This is a genomic window from Sphingomonas profundi (assembly GCF_009739515.1).
GTDB lineage: Bacteria > Pseudomonadota > Alphaproteobacteria > Sphingomonadales > Sphingomonadaceae > Alterirhizorhabdus > Alterirhizorhabdus profundi.
The window spans coordinates 223,478-241,320 of the sequence record NZ_CP046535.1 but is presented as its reverse complement, the minus strand read 5'-3'; the positions used below and the strand labels follow the sequence as shown (position 1 = coordinate 241,320).

The following is a 17,843-nucleotide window of genomic DNA, read 5'->3' as shown; positions in this document are numbered from 1 at the left end:
GTGCGACGTTTCATTGCTCGATGGCGCGCGCCGGCCGGGCGTGCCGCGATCAGCCCTGCGTCGCCGGGTTGCCGAGCCAGGCGTCGAGCGTCAGTTCGCTGGTCGGCCGCACCTCGGCCGCCATGCTCTGCCGCATCAGCTCCAGCGCCCAGCGGTCGCGTTCCGGGTTGGTGCCGGCCACGCAGTCGCGCGGCACCCACATGTCATAGTCGCGCATGTGCGCGTCGGCGGCGGTGAACAGCACGCAGATGTCGGTGGCGAGACCCGTGAGGATCAGCCGTCGCACGCCGAGCTTGGGCAGCAGCACCGGCAGGTTCGTCGCGTAGAAGCCGGAGAATTGCGGCTTGATGACGAAGAAGTCCTCCGCGTCCGGCTCCAGCTGGTCCACGATCGCGCGGCCCTGGCTGCCGGGGCGGCGGGCATGTTCCACCAGGCGCGTCCGCTCGGAATGCCACTGGCCGAAATTGTCGTTGATGAAGACGACCGGCACGTCGCGCGCCGCCGCCAGCCGCCGCAGGTCGGCGATCGTGGCCGCGATCCGCACCGCATCGCGGCGCATCGTCCGGCTGCCGACGAAGTCGAGATCGTTGATCATGTCGACGATCAGCAGGGCCGTCCGCCCGCCACTGCGATCGCGGGCGGGTGCGATCGCCCCCGCCGCTTCCGCGCCATTGCTCGCCGCTCCGGCCGCGCCCGCCATCTCCATCGCTTACGCCGCCTCCCGTTCCTGACGGAGGCGTAACGGCATCGTCGTGCGCAGGTTCCGTAACGGAAAAAGGGCGGCGGGCGCCTCCGCCCACCGCCCCTGTCCGAAGCGCGATCAGGCCGCCTTGGCGCGGCTCGCCCGCTTGCGCTCGTGCGGATCGAGGTGGCGCTTGCGCAGGCGGATGTTCTTCGGCGTCACCTCCACCATCTCGTCATCGTCGATATAGGCGATGGCCTGCTCCAGGGTCAGCCGGCGCGGCGGGGTGAGGCGGATCGCGTCGTCCTTGCCGCCGGATGCGCGAAAGTTGGTCAGCTGCTTGGCCTTCATCGGGTTGACCTCAAGGTCGTCCGTCTTGGCGTTCTCGCCGATGATCATGCCCTCGTACAGCGCCTCGCCCGGCCCCACCATCAGGATGCCGCGCTCCTCCAGCGGCCCCAGCGCATAGGAATTGGCCTCGCCCGCGCCGTTCGAGATCAGCACGCCGTTCTTGCGGCCCTCGATATTGCCCTTGTGCGGCCCGTACTTCTCGAACAGCCGGTTCATGATGCCGGTGCCGCGCGTATCGGACAGGAACTCGCCATGATAGCCGATCAGCCCGCGCGACGGCGCGGAGAAGGTGATCCGCGTCTTGCCGCCGCCGGATGGGCGCATGTCGGTCAGCTCCGCCTTGCGGATGTTCATCTTCTCGACGACGGTGCCGGAGAACTCCTCGTCCACGTCGATCACCACCGTCTCGTACGGCTCCGTCCGCTTGCCGTCCTCATCCTCGCGGAACAGCACGCGCGGCCGGCTGATGCCGAGCTCGAAGCCCTCGCGGCGCATCGTCTCGATCAGCACGCCCAGCTGCAGCTCGCCGCGCCCGGCCACCTCGAAGCTGTCCTTGTCGGCCGCTTCCGTCACCTTGATCGCCACGTTCGATTCCGCCTCGCGGAACAGGCGGTCGCGGATCATGCGGCTCGTCACCTTGCTGCCCTCGCGGCCCGCCATCGGTGAATCGTTCACCGCGAAGCGCATCGAGAGCGTCGGCGGGTCGATCGGCTGGGCGTGCAGCGGCTCGCTGACGGTCGGGTCGGCGATCGTGTTCGACACGGTGGCGGTGGTCAGCCCGGCGATCGAGATGATGTCGCCGGCATTCGCCTCTTCGGTCGGCACCCGCTCCAGCCCGCGGAAGGTCATGATCTTGGAGGCGCGGCCCGTCTCCACGATGTTGCCGTCATTGTCGAGCGCGTGGATCGGCATGTTCGTCTTCACCGAGCCCGAGAAGACGAGGCCGGTGAGGATGCGACCAAGGAAATTGTCGCGGTCGAGCAGGGTGACGAGGAACTTGAACGGCCCGTCCGGATCGGCCGAGGGCGCCGGCACGTGATCGACGATCTTCTGGAACAGCGGGCGCAGCGTGCCCTCCCGCGCGGCGGCGTCCTCGCTGGCATAGCCGTTGCGGCCGCTGGCGAACAGCACCGGGAAGTCGAGCTGGTCGTCGTTCGCCTCAAGGCTGACGAACAGGTCGAACACCTCGTCCAGCACCTCCTGCGTGCGCTCGTCCGCCCGGTCGATCTTGTTGACCACGACGATCGGGCGCAGGCCCAGCGCCAGCGCCTTGCCGGTGACGAACTTGGTCTGCGGCATCGCGCCTTCCGAGCTGTCGACCAGCAGGATCACGCCGTCCACCATCGAGAGGATGCGCTCCACCTCGCCGCCGAAATCGGCGTGGCCCGGCGTGTCGACGATGTTGATCCGCGTGCCCTCCCACTCGACGGAGGTGCACTTGGCGAGGATCGTGATGCCCCGCTCCTTCTCCAGATCGTTCGAATCCATCGCCCGTTCCTCGATCCGCTGATTGTCGCGGAACGTGCCGGACTGGCGGAACAGCTGATCGACGAGCGTCGTCTTGCCGTGATCGACATGCGCGATGATCGCCACGTTGCGGAGGCTCATGGTCGTGTGGTCCTGAAGATGAGGGGATTTGGCCGCGCGCATAACGGAAATATGGCGATGCAACAACCCTGCGGCACTCCGCCGGCGGTCGCGACGAACGTCGCAAGCCGGATCAGACGAAGGTCGCAGCCGTTTCGATGCTGCGGCGCACCGAACGCAGGATCGGCTCGCCTCGCCGCAAAGGGCGAGGCGAAGGGTTCACAGCCTTAACCGACCCTGGCTACCCAAGGCTCGACACGAAGTCGGGGCGCGAATCCAGATGATGAAAACCACCCGGAACCTGTTCGGTTCCGTGCTCCTTCTTGCGGCCTGCTTCGGCAGCACCGGCGCCCAGGCGGCCTCCTGGCAGTGCGCGCCGTTCGCCCGCATGATCTCCGGCATCCAGCTGTTCGGCGCCGCCGCCGGCTGGTGGCAGCAGGCGGTTGGCCGCTACGCCCAGGGCAGCGTGCCCAAGGCCGGCGCGGTGCTGGTGTTCAAGGCGATCGGCTCGATGCGCTCGGGCCATGTCGCCACCGTCAGCAAGGTCGTCAGCGATCGCATCATCAAGGTGACGCACGCCAACTGGTCGCTGATCAACGGCCATCGCGGGCAGGTGGAGAAGGACGTCACCGTGATGGACACCTCGCCGAAGGGCGACTGGAGCCAGGTGCGCGTGTGGTACGCCCCGCTTAAGGATCTCGGCACCCGCGCCTATCCCGCCTTCGGCTTCATCTACGCCGACAAGAGCGGGGCGAAGGCCGATGCCGACGGCCGCCCGACCGAAGTGGCGATGCTGGATCGCTGAACGCGACGCAACGCGGTTAACCACCTATTGATATCGACTTCCGCCGCGCCGCCCCGCAGAGAACGAACTCTCCGGGAGACGCCTGCCATGAAGATCGCCCTCGCCCTGCTCGCCGCCGCCATCGCCGCTCCGCTGTCCGCGCAGGGGCCGGCGCCGTTCACGATCGAGGATAGCGGCAGGGGCTTCTACCGGCTCGACGATGCGGTGAAGTCGATCGGCGATCGCGATGCCGTGATCCGCATCGCGCCCGGCACCTATCGCGACTGCGCCGTGCAGGAGGCGGGCCGCATCGCCTACCGCGCCGTCACCCCGCGCACCGCCATCTTCGACGGCACCGCCTGCGAGGGCAAGGCCGTGCTGGTGCTGCGCGGGCGGGATGCGGTGGTGGACGGCCTGGTCTTCCAGAACATCCGCGTGCCCGACGCCAACGGCGCCGGCATCCGGCTGGAGAAAGGCCCGCTGCTCGTCCGCAACGCCATCTTCCGCGATTCCGAGGAGGGCATCCTCACCGCCGACGATCCCGCGTCGAGCATCCGTATCGAGGATTCGAGCTTCGCCGGCCTCGGCCGCTGCGATCGCGGCATGTCCTGCGCGCACTCCGTGTACGTCAACGCCTACGGCTCGCTCACCGTCGTCCGCTCCCGCTTCGAGCGGGGGCGTGGCGGCCATTATCTCAAGAGCCGCGCCCGCCGCATCGCCGTGAGCGATTCCAGCTTCGACGATACGCGCGGCCACACGACCAACTACATGATCGATCTCTCCAGCGGCGCCACCGGCAGCATCACCGGCAACACCTTCGTCCAGGGGCCGGACAAGGAGAATCACTCCGCCTTCATCACCGTCGCCCCGGAAGCGCGCGAGACGCCATCGGCGGGCCTGCGCGTGACGGGCAACAAGGCGTCGCTGGCGCCGGGCATCACCTGGCCGACCGTGTTCGTGGCCGACTGGAGCCACGAGCCGCTCACCGTCTCGCCCAACATGCTGGGCAAGGGCATCAAGCCGTTCGAGACGCGCTAAGATCGGCGCCCCGGCAGCGGCACCCTACATCTCTCCGCGCGCGCGCCTCAGGGCGTAGTAACGCTGCACGTTCGCATTGTGCTGCGCCAGCGTCTCGGCGAACACGTGCCCGCCCTTCCCGTCCGCCACGAAGTAGAGCGCACGGCTGTCGGCGGGATCGAGCACCGCCGCGATCGAGGCGCGGCCCGGGTTGCAGATCGGCCCCGCCGGCAGCCCCGCCATCGCATAGGTGTTGTAGCCGTTCACCGCCGCCAGTTCGGACTTGCGGATGCGCCGGCCCAGCGGCTTGCCATGGGTGATCGGGTAGATCGTGGTCGGATCGGCCTGCAGCATCATGCCGGCACGCAGCCGGTTCGAGTAGACCGCCGCCACCATCCGCCGCTCCGATGCGAGCGCCGTCTCCTTCTCCACGATCGAGGCCAGGATCAGCGCCTCGCGCGGGCTGGCGACGGCGGTGGTCGGCCGGCGCCGCTTCCACTCCTCCGCCAGCGCCTTCGTCATCGCCGCCTGCATCCGCGCCAGCACGGCGGCGCGCGCCTCGTTCCGCTCGAAGCTGTAGCCGTCGGGCAGCACCGATCCCTCTGCCGGGATCGCCGCCGGCCCGGTCAGCAGCGGCTGGGTCGCCAGCCGCTGCTGCACCAGGATGGAGGGCATCCCCTCCGGCACCACCACCAGCCGCTGCCGCACCTTGCCGGATTGCAGCAGCGCCAGGATCTCCGCCTCGCTGGCCCGCGCCGGGATGGCATATTCGCCGGCCCGGATCGGGTCGGTCGTGCCGAACAGCTTCACGTCGCGCAGGAAGCCGGTGGTCGATCGGATCGCGCCGGCCTTCTCCAGCGCCCGCGCGGCGGCGGCCAGCGATGCGCCTTCCGGCACCGTCACGCCCGTTTCCGCCGAGAGCGGCCCGGCCGCCTTCCAGCCGCGCGTCACATAAGCCCAGCCGCCGATCGCCAGCGCCGCCAGCACCGCCACCAGGATCAGCCAGCGGCCGACCTTACCAGACCGGCCGCGCCGCGCCATGGCTCAGCCGGCCTTGCGCATCACGAGGCTGGCGTTGGTGCCGCCGAAGCCGAACGAGTTGTTCAGCACCGCCCGCACCTCGCGCTTCTTCGCCACGTGCGGCACCAGGTCCACGCCGACGCAGCCGTCGCTCGGATTGTCGAGGTTGATCGTCGGCGGCACGATCTGGTCGCGCAGCGCCAGGATGCAGAAGATCGATTCCACCGCGCCCGCGCCGCCCAGCAGGTGGCCGATCGCCGACTTGGTCGACGACATGGAGACGTTGCCCAGCGCATCGCCGAACAGCCGCCGCACGGCGCCCAGCTCCAGCTCGTCGCCCATCGGCGTCGATGTGCCGTGGGCGTTGATATAGTCGATGTCGGCAGGCGCCAGGCCGGCCTTGCGCAGCGCCATCTCCATCGACCGGTAGGCGCCCGATCCCTCCGGGTGCGGCGCCGTCACGTGATAGGCGTCGCCGGAGAGGCCGTAGCCGATCACCTCGGCGTAGATCTTCGCGCCGCGCGCCTTGGCCCGCTCATATTCCTCCAGCACCACCACGCCGGCGCCCTCGCCCATGACGAAGCCGTCGCGATCCTTATCGTAGGGGCGGCTCGCCTTCTCCGGCTCGTCGTTGCGCGTCGAGAGCGCCTTGGCCTGCGCGAAGCCGGCGATGCCGAGCGGGCAGATCGCGCCCTCCGCGCCGCCCGCCAGCATCACGTCGGCATCGTCCATCGCGATCATCCGCGCAGCATCGCCGATCGAGTGGGCGCCGGTGGAGCAGGCGGTGACGACCGCGTGGTTCGGCCCCATCAGCCCGTACTTGATCGAGACCTGGCCCGAGATCAGGTTGATGAGCCGGCCGTGGACGAAATGGGGCGAGACGCGCGACGGCCCCTTATTCTCGCAGATCAGGGATTCGCTGGCGATGCCCGGCAGGCCGCCAATGCCGGAGCCGATCGAGCAGCCGGCGCGGAACCGCTCCGCCTCGGTCATCTCGGTCAGGCCGGCATCCTCCAGCGCCTGGCCGGCGGCATCGATGCCGAACACGATGAACGGATCCACCTGGCGCTGCACCTTGTGGTCCACGCGTTTGCCGGGATCGAAGCCATAGGGGTGGTCGGCCGGCTTCACCTCGCACGCGATCGTGCATTTCTGCCCGGCGGTGTCGAAGCGGGTGATCTGCCCCGCGCCCGACTTGCCGGCGAGGATGTTCGCCCACGCCGTCTCCACGTCCGCGCCCAGCGGCGTGACGAGCCCCAATCCGGTTACGACCACGCGGCGCATGGCTCTCTCCTGTCCTTATGATCCTGTTCGTCCAACGGCAAACGGCCCCCCGGCCCGATCATGCCCCAGGCCGGGGAGCCGCTGTAACCTGTCGGCTCTTGGCGCGGCCCGGCCGCTACGGGCTCAGCCCTTGTTCGCCTCGATATAGCTGATCGCGTCCTTCACGGTGGCGATCTTCTCGGCCGCGTCGTCGGGAATCTCGACGCCGAACTCCTCCTCGAAGGCCATCACCAGTTCGACGATGTCGAGGCTGTCGGCGCCCAGATCGTCGATGAAGCTGGCGTCCTCGGTGACCTTCTCGGCCTCCACGCCCAGATGCTCGACAACGATCTTCTTAACGCGCTCGGCGGTCTCGCTCATGGTGTCACCTTCCTTCGGGCCGTGTTTTGCCGTGCCCTAGACGGGGGCGTCGCCGCTGGCAAGCACATCGCGTTGCGCGTCGCAGCACGTTAACCCTATCTAACGGCGGCGCGGCTAGGCTGCGCCGATGCTGGAAAAGATCGCCACCGGGGACTGGCTGACGGCACGCCGCGTCCGTGCCGTTTCGGCCATGACCTTGGCCGCCACGATCCTGTCGCTGGCGGTGCTGGCGCTCGGCGCGCACGGCACGCTGGATGCGGCCGGCCGGCCGCTCGGCACCGATTTCTCCAACGTCTGGACGGCCGGGTGGATGGCCGATCACGGCCGCGCCGCGCTGGCGTGGAACTGGCCGGCGCACCATGCCGTGCAGGTGGCGGCGCACCACGATCCGGCCGTGCCCTTCTACGGCTGGCACTATCCGCCGCCGTTCCTGCTGGTGGCGGCGCTGCTGGCGACGATGCCCTACGTGCCGGCGCTGATCGTGTGGCAGGCGGCCACGCTGGCGCCGGCGCTGCTGCTGGTGCGCCGCATCGTGCCGCACCCGCTCACCCTGCGCGTCGCGCTCGGCGCGCCGGTGGTGCTCGTCTGCCTCGGCCACGGCCACAACGGCTTCCTCTCCGCCGCCCTGCTCGGCGGCGGGCTGCTGCTGCTCGATCGCCGGCCGTTCGCGGCCGGGCTGCTGATCGGCTGCCTCGTCTACAAGCCGCAGTTCGCCGTGCTGCTGCCGCTCGTCCTGATAGCCGGGCGGCACTGGCGGGCGATCGCCGGGGCGGCGGCATCGGCGGCGCTGCTGTGCGCCGCCACCCTGGTCGCGTGGGGCTGGCCGGTGTGGCGGGCCTTCCTCGATTCGCTGCCGCTCACCCGCACCGTGGTGATCGAGCAGGGCTCGACCGGGTGGGAGAAGATCGCCAGCGCCTTCTCGTTCGTGCGGATGTGGGGCGGGGCGGTGCCGGCCGCCTATGCCGCGCAGACGATCGTGACCGTCCTCGCCGTGGCCGGCGCCGTCCTCGCCACGCGGGCGGCGCCGGCGGTGCGCAACGCGGCGGTGCTGGCGGCGGCCCTGCTCTCCACCCCCTATGTGCTCGACTACGACTTCGTCATGCTCGGCGTCGCCATCGCCTTCCTGGCGGCGGACGCCGGCGCGCGCGGGCGCCTGCGGTGGGAGGCGAGCCTGCTCGCCTTCGCCTGGGCCGCGCCGCTGTTCGCCCGCGCCGCCACGGCCCTCACCGGCGTGCCCGTCGCCCTGATCGCCGCCGCCGCCGTGTTCGCGCTGGCGCTGCGCCGCGCGGTGCTGCTGGACGCCGCGGCCCCGCTCAGATCATCGCCATTCCGCCGTTCACGTGCAGCGTCTGCCCGGTGACGTAGGCGGCCTCGCGGCTGGCGAGATACACCACCGCGGCGGCGATATCCGCGCCCTCGCCCAGCTTGCCCGCCGGGATGCGGGTGGTGAGCGCATCCTTCTGCGCCTGCGGCAGCGCGTCCGTCATGGCCGAGGCGATGAAGCCGGGCGCGACGCAGTTCACCGTAATGCCGCGGCTCGCCAGCTCCTGCGCCAGCGCCTTGGACATGCCGATCAGCCCGGCCTTGGAGGCGGCATAGTTCGCCTGCCCCGGATTGCCGGTGACGCCAACGACCGAGGTGATCGAGATGACGCGCCCGAAGCGGGCCTTCATCATCGGCCTGGCCGCGGCGCGGACCAGGCGGAACGCGGCTTCCAGGTTGACCCGGATCACCTGATCCCACTCCTCGTCCTTCATCCGCATGGCGAGGTTGTCGCGCGTAACGCCGGCATTGTTGACGAGGATGTCGAGCCTGCCGCCGAGCGCCTCCGCCGCGCGCGGCACGAGCCCGTCCACCGCTGCCGCATCGGCGAGGTCGCACGGAAGGATGGCGTGATCGCCACCGATCTCTCCGGCGAACGCCTCCAGCTTGCTTGCGTTCGAGCCGCTGAGCGCCAGCCGCGCCCCCTGCCCCGCCAGCCCGCGCGCGATCGCCGAGCCGATACCGCCCGACGCGCCGGTGACGAGCGCGGTCATGCCATCGAGGTCAAACATGCTGTTTCCTTTCCTGATCCGTGACCGGATCGTCTACCCGCCGCATCCCGAACGAGTGAAGCCCGCTTCTCCCTGTCCCGAGCGCAGTCGAGAGACCAGCTTCACCTTTTCCCGAGCGCAGTCGAGGGACGCTGCGGTCGCGTCTAGCATAACGGCGATGGTTTCGAGTGCCGCCAGCCGTGTCTCGACTGCGCTCGACACAAGGAGATAAACTTCGATCCCGGCCGCGTTCCGCGCCTACAGCCGCTTCGCCAGCGCCTCGATGTCGGCCATCGCCACCACGCTCGTCACGGTCGCGTCGGGGGCGATGCGCTTCACCATCGGCGCCAGCACCTTCCCGCCGAACTCGACGAAGTCGGTCACGCCGGCCGCCGCCATCGCCGCCACGCTCTCGCGCCAGCGCACGGTGCCCGTCACCTGCCGCACCAGCAGGTCGCGGATGGTGTCGGGGTCGGCCGCCGGCGCCGCCGTCACGTTGGCGTAGACCGGCACCAGCGGCGGGCGCAGATCGGCGGCGGCCAGCGCCTCGGCCATCGCCTCCGCCGCCGGGCGCATCAGCGCGCAGTGGAACGGCGCCGAGACGGGCAGCAGCACGCCGCGCTTGATGCCATGCTCCTTCACCATCGCCACCGCCCGCTCGATGGCCTCGCGGTGGCCGGAGATCACGACCTGCGTCGGATCATTGTCGTTGGCGACGGTGCAGACCTGCCCCTCGGCCGCCGCCTCCGCCAGCGCCTGCGCCCTGGCGACGTCGGCACCGAGCAGAGCCGCCATCGCGCCGACGCCCACCGGGACCGCCGCCTGCATCGCCCGCCCGCGCGTCTTCAGCAGCCGCGCCGTGGTCGCGAGGTCGATCGCCTGCGCGGCGCACAGCGCGCTATATTCGCCAAGGCTGTGGCCGGCGACGAAATCGGCCTTCTCGGCCAGCCGCGCGCCGCCTTCGCGCTCCAGCACGCGCAAGGTGGCGACGGCGTTCGCCATGATCGCCGGCTGGGCGTTCTCGGTCAGCATCAGGTCCGCGTCCGGCCCGTCGGCCATCAGGCGGAACAGGTGCTGGCCAAGCGCCTCGTCCACCTCCTGGAACACCTCCCGCGCCGTGGCGCTCGCATCGGCGAGGTCGCGCCCCATGCCGACGACCTGGCTGCCCTGCCCGGGAAAGAGGAATGCGCGCATGGGAAGAGGCTCCGCTCCGGATCGAAAACAAGGTCCAGCCGGTTAGGTAGGCCGCGCGCCGAAGGCAAGGCCCGGCCGGACGACCGCCCGGCCGGATGACAGATTGACGACGCCTGCCCGAGCGGACAGGCAGGCGGTCATGATCGAACGCACCGGAGCCACCATGCGCCCAGCCCCGCTTTCCGCCCTGTCCACGGCCCTCGCCACGGCGCTGTCCGCCGCCCTGCTCGCCACCGCCGCGCCGGCGCTCGCCCAGCCGGTGCCGCAGAGCGCGCCGCAGCCGACCGCCCTGCCCGCCACCATCCCGCCCGCGCGCGACATGCCCTATCCCGGCACGATCCGGCTGACGGTGGACGCCACCGACACCGCGCGCGGCATCTTCCGGGTGAAGGAGGTGATCCCCGTCGCCGCCGGCACCACCCGCCTGACCCTGCTCTATCCCGAGTGGCTGCCCGGCAACCACGCCCCGCGCGGCCCGATCGACGACGTCGCCGGCTTCCGCTTCACCGCCGGGGGCGCGACGATCGCGTGGCGGCGCGATCCGGTGAACGTCTACGCCATCCACCTGGACGTGCCGGCCGGCGCGACCGAGGTGATGGCGGAGTTCCAGTATCTGTCGCCCACCAGCGCCGCCCAGGGCCGCATCGTCGCCACGCCGGACATGCTGAACCTGCAGTGGAACCTCGTCGCCTTCTACCCGGCGGGCTACTTCACCCGCGGCATACCGGTGGACGCCACCGCCATCCTGCCCGCCGGCTGGCGCTACGGCACCGCGCTGGAACCGCGCGACCCGGCCGCGACCGGCACCGTGGCGTTCAAGACGATCGACTTCGACGATCTCGTCGATTCGCCGATGTTCGCCGGCCGCTTCTTCCGCCAGGAACAGCTCGCCCCCGGCGTCCGCCTCAACATCGTCGCCGACACGCCCGGCGAACTCGCCGCCACGCCGGACCAGATCGAGAAGCATCGCGAGCTGGTGCGGCAGGCGGTGAAGCTGTTCGGATCGCAGCATTACGACCACTATGATTTCCTGCTGGCCATCAGCGAGCGGCAGGGCGGCATCGGCCTGGAGCATCACCGATCCAGCGAGAACGGCGTCGTGCCCGGCTATTTCACCAAGTGGGATGCCAATGCCGGCCGCCACAACCTGCTGCCGCACGAATATACCCACAGCTGGGACGGCAAGTATCGCCGTGGCGCGGACCTGTTCACGCCCGATTTCTCGATGCCGATGCGCAATTCGCTGCTGTGGGTGTACGAAGGGCAGACGCAATATTGGGGCTATGTGCTGGGCGCCCGCTCCGGCATTGTCTCGAAGGAGGATACGCTCGCCGCCTACGCGATGATCGCGGCGCTGCACGAGAAGCGGCCCGGCCGCCAGTGGCGGCCGCTGGCCGATACCACCAACGATCCGATCATGTCGGCCAGGCGGCCGCAGCCGTGGCTCAGCTGGCAACGATCGGAGGATTATTACAATGAGGGCCTGCTGCTGTGGCTGGACGCGGACATGAAGATCCGCGAGCTGACCGGCGGCCGCAAGTCGCTCGACGATTTCGCCCGCGCCTTCTTCGGCCCCGGCGATCGCGACTGGGGCGTCTCCACCTACGATCTCGACACCGTGGTGCAGACGCTGAACGGCGTCGCCCCGTTCGACTGGGCCGGCTTTCTGAAGACGCGGGTGGACGATGTCGCCAGGGCCGCCCCGCTCGACTGGATCGCGCGCGGCGGCTACCGCCTGGTCTACACCGCAGAGCCGACCGCCTACTGGAAATCGGAGGAGACGGCGCGCAAGATCGTCGACTTCAGCTACTCGCTTGGGCTCGTCCTGAACAAGAGCGGCGAGGTGACGCAGGTGATCTGGGACAGCCCGGCCTTCGCCGCCGGCATCACCGCCAGCAGCACGCTCCTCGCCGTCGATGGCCGCGCCTACGATGCGGACGACGGCGGCGCCTTGAAGACGGCGATCACCGACGCGGCGAAGTCGGCCAGGCCGATCGAGCTGCTCGTCAAGCGCGGCGACCGCTACGTGACGGTATCCATCCCGTACAAGGGCGGCCTGCTCTATCCCCGGCTGGAGAAGGTGGCGCAGGGCGAGGCGCCGCTCGACCGGCTGCTGCTGCCGCGGCGGTAGGGCGGTATCGCCCCGGCCCTCGCCCAAAGCGCAGCAGACGCGGCCGCCGATCGGTGCCACCAACCCGGCCGAGAACGAGGAGAGAGCCATGAGCCGCATCGCGAAGATCGACGCCGCCGACTGGGATCCGGAACTGAGAGCGATGTTCCGCGCCGACGAGGCGACGCCGCTGGAACAGGGCACGATGCGCATGTTCGCGCACCGCCCGGCCATCGCCAAGGGGCTGATCGCGCTCGGCGCCGGCATCAAGGCCGATCGCACCCTGCCGGAGCGGCTGATCGAGCTCGTCCGCCTGCGCATCGCCTTCCACAACCAGTGCCGCAGCTGCATGGCGATCCGCTACCGCGACGCGCAGGAGGACGGGGTGGACGAAACCCTCGTCTGCTCGCTGGAGAAGCCGATGGAGGCGCCCGACCTCACCGACGCGGAGAAGGTGGCGCTACGCTACGCCGACAGGTTCGCCACCGACCATCTCTCGATCGGCGACGCGCTGTTCGCCGACTTGCGGCGACACTTCGACGAGGGCCAGATCGTCGAGCTGGCGAGCTGGGTGGCCTTCTGCGTCGGCTTCGGCCGGCTGGGCGCGGTGATGGACATGACCGAGGAACTGCCCGAGGCCTTCCAGGACAAGACCGCGCCGGTGACGCCGTGGCGCAACGAGGCGGTGGTGGTGCGGTAGCGGCCTCAGGCTCCGGCCTGTCCCTCCCCCGCTCATCCTGAGGAGGGACTGAGCACGGCGAAGGCCCGTCTCGAAGGATCGCCATCGTCCTTCGATACGCGCCTTCGCCTTCGCTCAGTCGCTACTCAGGATGAGCGGGGTTGATCGATGTGTCCTTGTCTTTCTGCGCGCACCTCTCTATGCCCCGCCGCTTCGAAGCAAGCCGGAGGGGCGACCGCACGGGGCGGCGTCAGCGATCGGCACAAGGAAGGACGTGAGCATGGCTCTCTACGAGCATGTGTTTCTCGCGCGTCAGGATCTGGCACAGGCCCAGGTCGATGCGCTGGCGGAAGCCGCCACCAACATCGTCAACGAAGGCAATGGCCGGGTCGTCAAGACCGAGACCTGGGGCCTGCGCGGCCTCGCCTATCGCATCCAGAAGAACCGCAAGGCGCATTACGTGATGCTCGAGATCGACGCGCCGGCCGGTGTCGTCGCCGAGCTGGAGCGCCAGACCGCGATCAACGAGGACGTGATCCGCTACATGACCGTCCGCGTGGACGAGCATGAGGCCGGCCCGTCGGCGATGATGCGCCGCAACGAGCGCAGCGAGCGCGACCGTGGCGACCGCCGCGGCGGCCCGGGCGGCGGCCGTGGCGGCGACCGCGACCGCGGCGACCGCGGCCCGCGCGAGGATCGTGGCCCGCGCGAGGATCGCCCCCGCGACGACCGCGCGGCCTGAAGGAGATAAGAGACTATGGCCCGCCCATTCTTCCGTCGCCGCAAGAGCTGCCCCTTCTCCGCGAAGGACGCGCCCCGCATCGACTATAAGGACGTGCGCCTGCTGCAGGGCTTCGTGTCCGAGCGGGGCAAGATCGTCCCCAGCCGCATTACCGCCGTTTCGGCCAAGAAGCAGCGCGAGCTCGCCCAGGCGATCAAGCGCGCCCGGCACATCGGGCTGCTTCCGTACATCGTCAAGTAAGGAGCGCAGATCATGGACGTGATCCTGCTCGAGCGCGTCGAGAAGCTCGGCGCCATCGGTGATGTCGTTTCGGTCAAGAACGGCTTCGCCCGCAACTACCTGCTGCCGCGCAAGAAGGCGCTGCGCGCGAACGCCGCCAACAAGAAGGTGTTCGAGGCCAACCGCGCCCAGATCGAGGCCGACAACGCCAACCGCAAGGCGGAGGCGCAGGTCGCCTCCAAGGACGTGGACGGCAAGAGCCTGACCCTGATCCGCCAGGCGTCCAACGTCGGCGCGCTCTACGGCTCCGTCTCCACCCGCGACCTCGTCGAGGCGCTGGAGGCGGACGGCACCAGGCTCGCCAAGAGCCAGATCGTGCTCGATCGGCCGATCAAGAATATCGGCCTGCACGAGGTGAAGGTGCAGCTGCATCCGGAAGTGTCGGTGACAATCAAGATCAACGTCGCCCGCTCGCCGGAAGAGGCCGATCTCCAGGCGCAGGGCGTCGATGTCGCCGCCTCGATGTTCGAGCGCGAGGAATCGGGCTTCACCGAGGATTACGATCCCAACGCCGAGCCCGGCGAGATCGCCACCGACCGCGAGGACGAAGCGCAGGGCTGAGCCCTTCGCCGAGCCGCCTCGCCGGTTCACGAGAGGCCGTCCGGAGCGATCCGGGCGGCCTCTTGCCGTCAGCGCGGCGCGGCGACGGGCGCGGCGCGGCGCCCGTGCGCGGCCTGCTTCTCGGCCAGGCTCAGCACGCCGTCATGGTTGCGGTCCATCGCGTCAAAGGCGGCGAGCGGGCGCTGGCTCGCCTCCGCCCGGCTGAGCTTGCCGTCGCGATTGCTGTCCACCGCGGTGAAGGCGGCGTCGGCCGCATCCAGCATCCGCTGCGCCTCCTCCTTCGTCGGCGCGCCGGCGGTGCCGGGCGGCGTGCGGTTCAGCACCGCACCCATCCGCACGCGGAATTCGGCGCGGCTCATGAAGCCGTCCTTGTTCGTATCCGCGCGATCGAACACCTGCTTCACCTCGGCGACCATCTGCGCGCGCGTCACGTCGCCCGCCGCGCGCTTGGGCTTCTGCGGCGCCGCACCCGCCGCCTGTGCCAGCGCCAGCACCGCCAGCGCGCCTGCAAGACATGAACCGAGCCGCATCCTCATCCTCCCGCCTGAACCGCCCGCCTCCTCGATGAACGAAGCTGAACCGCGAATGACGCGGCCCCGGCGGATTGGCGACTCGCCGGTGAAAGGCGATTGCAAGGGCGCATCGAACGGTTAGGCTGGCGGCGGAGAGGACGTACCTGAGGCTCACCGGCGGGAGGTCCACCTATGCCTGACGAGCGCGCTCCACCCCCGGCGGCCGAGACCGGCGCGGCACGCTGCCGCGCCACCGGCCGCTTCATCGCCAAGGAAGGCGCCTTCGCCCTCCACGGGGCGGATGCCGACGTCTGGCTGGAACTCGATCCGATACCGCTGCACCTGCTGGACGAGGATGTCGAGATCACGGGCCGTCGCTACGGCGCCAGCCTGATCTGGGTGGAGGCGATCGGCCCCGTTCGCAGCCTCTCCTGATCGCACGGCGCGCGATCGTCCGCGCGTCCGGCGGTTGGGGGCGAAACTGGGAACTTCGATCGGGCGGGCGCGTATGCTGCAGGTGGGTCGGGAGGAATGCCGAGGTGCCACGCTACCACTTCGGTTCGGTGAACGGTCAACGGGTGAGCGATCCCGAGGGCATCGATCTGGCAAACGAGCAGGAGGCACGGTTCATGGCGGTCCGCTATGCCGGCGAGGTGCTGCAGAGCAATCCCGAGACATTGTGGAACGCCGGCCAGTGGCGTGTGGAGGTGACGGACGACGGCGGATCGCTGCTGTTCACGGTCATCACGCTGGCGATCGACGCATCGCGATCGCCCGATCCTGCCATCGCGTCCTGACCATCCGGCGATGACCCCATCGAGACGAAGCCGCGCCGCACGCCCCGCCGGCGCCAGCGCCACGAGCCCGGCGGCGTGGCGGCGATGACGCGCGACACTCCCCTGCTCCTGCCGATGGTGCAGAAGCTACAGCAGTGGAAGCCGCTCGACGAGGCGGATCGCGACGCCATACTGGCGCTGCCGTGCCGGGCGGAAACGCTGCGCCCCGGCGGCTATATCGTGCGGCAGGGCGACAGTACGACGACCTCCTGCCTGCTCGTCTCCGGCGTGGCGTTCCGCCAGAAGGTCGTCGATGGCGGCGGCCGCTCGATCCTAGCGATCCACATGCGCGGGGATATCGTCGATCTGCAGAACTCGCTGCTGCGCCACGCCGATCATTCGGTGCAGGCGCTGACGAAGATCGACGTGGCGTTCATCCCGCGCGAGGCGATCGTCGATGTCGCCTTCCGCTTCCCCAATGTGGGGCTGGCGATGTGGTACGACACGCTCGTCGACGGATCGATCTTCCGGGAGTGGATCGCCAGCAACAGCCGGCGCGATGCGCTGAGCCGCCTGGCCCACCTGCTGTGCGAGTTCGGCCTGCGGATGGAGGCGGCCGGCCTCGCCGATCGCCTGTGCTACGAACTGCCGATGACGCAGGACCAGCTGGCAGACGCGCTCGGCCTCACGCCGATCCACGTCAACCGCACCCTGAAGAGGCTGGAGGAGCTGGGCCTGATCAGCCGCACGCAGCGATCGGTGACGGTGACGAACTGGGCCAATCTGGCCCGCGTCGGCGATTTCAGCTGCGACTATCTGCACCTGCCGGCGTCGACCCCCGACTGACCGCAGAGCGGCCGATCGTAAAGGCTTCGGTGACGTTTGGCGCGCTACTCCCTGCCGGGAAGGGAGGTTCGCCATCTTCGGCTGCGCTGGAGGCCCGAGCCGGAATCGAACCGGCGTGCAAGGATTTGCAGTCCTCTGCGTAACCACTCCGCCATCGGGCCGCGCTGCGTGGCAGGGCGCGCAGATGATGGGTTTCGCCGGCCTTGTCAAACCCCGGGTGTCAAACCCCGGATATAGGTCGGTAGGCCGAACGCCGGTTGCGCCGCCTGTCCGAGCGGGTAGAAGCGGACGCCGGGAAATGGTGTATTGCATGGCTAAGACAGTTGTGCGACGGAACGGCCGGACGTCGTGGCATTATGAGGGGTTCCATGAGCGATCACAGCTTTGAATCGATGCGCCGGGCGATGGTGGCGAGCCAGCTGCGCACGACGGCCGTCAACGATGCCCGCGTGGTCGCCGCGATGCGCGAGGTGCCGCGCGAGCGCTTCGTGCCCGCGGCGCAGGCGGCCTTCGCCTATACCGATCGGCCGGTGCCGCTGGCGGACGGCCGCTCGCTCAACCTGCCGATGGCGACCGGCCGGCTGCTGACCGCGACGGCGCCCCGGCCCGCGGATCGCGCGCTGGTGGTCGGCGCGGCCAGCGGCTATGCGGCCGCCCTGCTGGCGCGGCTCGTCGCATCGGTCGTCGCGCTGGAGGAGGATGCCGCGCTGCCGGCGATCGCCACCGCCCCGCCGGCCGAGAACGTGACCGGCGCGATCGGCCCGCTGGCCGAGGGCTGGGCCGCGGCCGGCCCGTACGACCTGATCCTCGTCGACGGCGTGGTCGAGGCCATTCCCGATGCGCTGATCGATCAGCTGGCGCCCGACGGACGGCTCGCCGCCGGCCTCGCGGATCGCGGCGTCGCGCGGCTCGTCATCGGTCGCAAGGCCGGTGGCGGCTTCGGCACCGCGGCCTTCGCCGATGTGGACGGCGTGCCGCTGCCCGGTTTCGCCCGGCCGCCGGTGTTCAGCTTCTGATCGGGGCCGG

At 69.8% G+C, this 17,843-nt stretch carries 20 protein-coding genes and 1 tRNA gene; 12 read left to right on the top strand and 9 right to left on the bottom strand.

Annotated features, from left to right (window positions below; translation table 11 throughout):
- Nucleotides 1-49: 49 nt before the first annotated feature.
- Nucleotides 50-706: a cysteine hydrolase family protein gene (locus tag GNT64_RS01090; RefSeq protein ID WP_231639170.1), complete on the bottom strand. Its 657-nt coding sequence runs from the start codon at nt 704-706 to the stop codon at nt 50-52.
- Nucleotides 707-820: 114 nt separating this feature from the next.
- Nucleotides 821-2,641, bottom strand: coding sequence for a translational GTPase TypA (gene typA, locus GNT64_RS01085; RefSeq protein WP_156677848.1), 1,821 nt, complete (start codon nt 2,639-2,641; stop codon nt 821-823).
- Nucleotides 2,642-2,900: 259 nt separating this feature from the next.
- Between typA and GNT64_RS01080 the strand changes: the two genes are divergently transcribed.
- Complete coding sequence (locus GNT64_RS01080; protein ID WP_156677847.1) at nt 2,901-3,425, top strand: CHAP domain-containing protein; 525 nt, start codon at nt 2,901-2,903, stop codon at nt 3,423-3,425.
- Between the two features lie 87 nt (nt 3,426-3,512).
- Nucleotides 3,513-4,442 carry a right-handed parallel beta-helix repeat-containing protein gene (locus tag GNT64_RS01075; RefSeq protein ID WP_156677846.1) on the top strand — a complete coding sequence of 310 codons (930 nt, stop codon included), beginning with the start codon at nt 3,513-3,515 and terminating at the stop codon, nt 4,440-4,442.
- Between the two features lie 24 nt (nt 4,443-4,466).
- Here GNT64_RS01075 and mltG read toward each other — a convergent pair whose 3' ends face one another.
- From mltG to GNT64_RS01060, 3 genes are all read right to left on the bottom strand, one after another.
- Nucleotides 4,467-5,462, bottom strand: coding sequence for an endolytic transglycosylase MltG (gene mltG / locus GNT64_RS01070; RefSeq protein ID WP_156677845.1), 996 nt, complete (start codon nt 5,460-5,462; stop codon nt 4,467-4,469).
- 3 nt (nt 5,463-5,465) lie between these two features.
- Nucleotides 5,466-6,725 carry a beta-ketoacyl-ACP synthase II gene (gene fabF / locus GNT64_RS01065; RefSeq protein ID WP_156677844.1) on the bottom strand — a complete coding sequence of 420 codons (1,260 nt, stop codon included), beginning with the start codon at nt 6,723-6,725 and terminating at the stop codon, nt 5,466-5,468.
- Between the two features lie 123 nt (nt 6,726-6,848).
- Nucleotides 6,849-7,085 (bottom strand): acyl carrier protein, encoded by a 237-nt coding sequence (locus GNT64_RS01060; protein ID WP_145150105.1) that lies wholly within the window; start codon nt 7,083-7,085, stop codon nt 6,849-6,851.
- Nucleotides 7,086-7,212: 127 nt separating this feature from the next.
- Between GNT64_RS01060 and GNT64_RS01055 the strand changes: the two genes are divergently transcribed.
- Complete coding sequence (locus tag GNT64_RS01055) at nt 7,213-8,445, top strand: glycosyltransferase family 87 protein (RefSeq protein WP_156677843.1); 1,233 nt, start codon at nt 7,213-7,215, stop codon at nt 8,443-8,445.
- Here the strand turns inward: GNT64_RS01055 and fabG are convergent.
- Nucleotides 8,399-9,139 carry a 3-oxoacyl-[acyl-carrier-protein] reductase gene (gene fabG, locus GNT64_RS01050; protein WP_156677842.1) on the bottom strand — a complete coding sequence of 247 codons (741 nt, stop codon included), beginning with the start codon at nt 9,137-9,139 and terminating at the stop codon, nt 8,399-8,401. The two genes, GNT64_RS01055 and fabG, sit on opposite strands and share 47 nt — an antisense overlap.
- A gap of 237 nt (nt 9,140-9,376) precedes the next feature.
- The gene (fabD, locus tag GNT64_RS01045) at nt 9,377-10,312 is read right to left on the bottom strand and encodes an ACP S-malonyltransferase (protein ID WP_156677841.1); all 936 of its coding nucleotides are present in this window, start codon (nt 10,310-10,312) and stop codon (nt 9,377-9,379) included.
- 163 nt (nt 10,313-10,475) lie between these two features.
- On the opposite strand from fabD, the gene GNT64_RS01040 reads away from it, so the two are divergent.
- From GNT64_RS01040 to rplI, 5 genes are all read left to right on the top strand, one after another.
- Nucleotides 10,476-12,443, top strand: coding sequence for a M61 family metallopeptidase (locus tag GNT64_RS01040; RefSeq protein ID WP_156677840.1), 1,968 nt, complete (start codon nt 10,476-10,478; stop codon nt 12,441-12,443).
- 88 nt (nt 12,444-12,531) lie between these two features.
- On the top strand, nt 12,532-13,122 hold the full coding sequence (locus GNT64_RS01035) for a carboxymuconolactone decarboxylase family protein (protein ID WP_156677839.1): 591 nt from the start codon (nt 12,532-12,534) through the stop codon (nt 13,120-13,122).
- Nucleotides 13,123-13,381: 259 nt separating this feature from the next.
- Nucleotides 13,382-13,843, top strand: coding sequence for a 30S ribosomal protein S6 (rpsF, locus tag GNT64_RS01030; RefSeq protein ID WP_156681351.1), 462 nt, complete (start codon nt 13,382-13,384; stop codon nt 13,841-13,843).
- A 15-nt stretch (nt 13,844-13,858) separates the two neighbouring features.
- Nucleotides 13,859-14,083 carry a 30S ribosomal protein S18 gene (rpsR, locus tag GNT64_RS01025; protein WP_025292255.1) on the top strand — a complete coding sequence of 75 codons (225 nt, stop codon included), beginning with the start codon at nt 13,859-13,861 and terminating at the stop codon, nt 14,081-14,083.
- A 12-nt stretch (nt 14,084-14,095) separates the two neighbouring features.
- Nucleotides 14,096-14,683 carry a 50S ribosomal protein L9 gene (gene rplI / locus GNT64_RS01020; protein WP_156677838.1) on the top strand — a complete coding sequence of 196 codons (588 nt, stop codon included), beginning with the start codon at nt 14,096-14,098 and terminating at the stop codon, nt 14,681-14,683.
- Nucleotides 14,684-14,751: 68 nt separating this feature from the next.
- On the opposite strand, the gene GNT64_RS01015 is transcribed toward rplI, so the two are convergent.
- Entirely contained in the window at nt 14,752-15,219 is a 468-nt protein-coding gene (locus GNT64_RS01015) for an EF-hand domain-containing protein (RefSeq protein ID WP_156677837.1), read from the bottom strand.
- Nucleotides 15,220-15,387: 168 nt separating this feature from the next.
- Here GNT64_RS01015 and GNT64_RS01010 point away from each other — a divergent pair, with 168 nt between their 5' ends.
- From GNT64_RS01010 to GNT64_RS01000, 3 genes are all read left to right on the top strand, one after another.
- A complete protein-coding gene (locus GNT64_RS01010) occupies nt 15,388-15,630 on the top strand; it encodes a DUF5818 domain-containing protein (protein ID WP_156677836.1) in 243 nt (80 codons plus the stop codon).
- A gap of 104 nt (nt 15,631-15,734) precedes the next feature.
- A complete protein-coding gene (locus GNT64_RS01005) occupies nt 15,735-15,992 on the top strand; it encodes a DUF6894 family protein (protein ID WP_422396613.1) in 258 nt (85 codons plus the stop codon).
- 84 nt (nt 15,993-16,076) lie between these two features.
- Nucleotides 16,077-16,817 carry a Crp/Fnr family transcriptional regulator gene (locus tag GNT64_RS01000; RefSeq protein WP_156677834.1) on the top strand — a complete coding sequence of 247 codons (741 nt, stop codon included), beginning with the start codon at nt 16,077-16,079 and terminating at the stop codon, nt 16,815-16,817.
- Between the two features lie 87 nt (nt 16,818-16,904).
- Here the strand turns inward: GNT64_RS01000 and GNT64_RS00995 are convergent.
- A tRNA-Cys gene (locus tag GNT64_RS00995) sits at nt 16,905-16,978 on the bottom strand.
- A 207-nt stretch (nt 16,979-17,185) separates the two neighbouring features.
- On the opposite strand from GNT64_RS00995, the gene GNT64_RS00990 reads away from it, so the two are divergent.
- Complete coding sequence (locus tag GNT64_RS00990; protein WP_156677833.1) at nt 17,186-17,833, top strand: protein-L-isoaspartate O-methyltransferase family protein; 648 nt, start codon at nt 17,186-17,188, stop codon at nt 17,831-17,833.
- Nucleotides 17,834-17,843 lie beyond the last annotated feature (10 nt).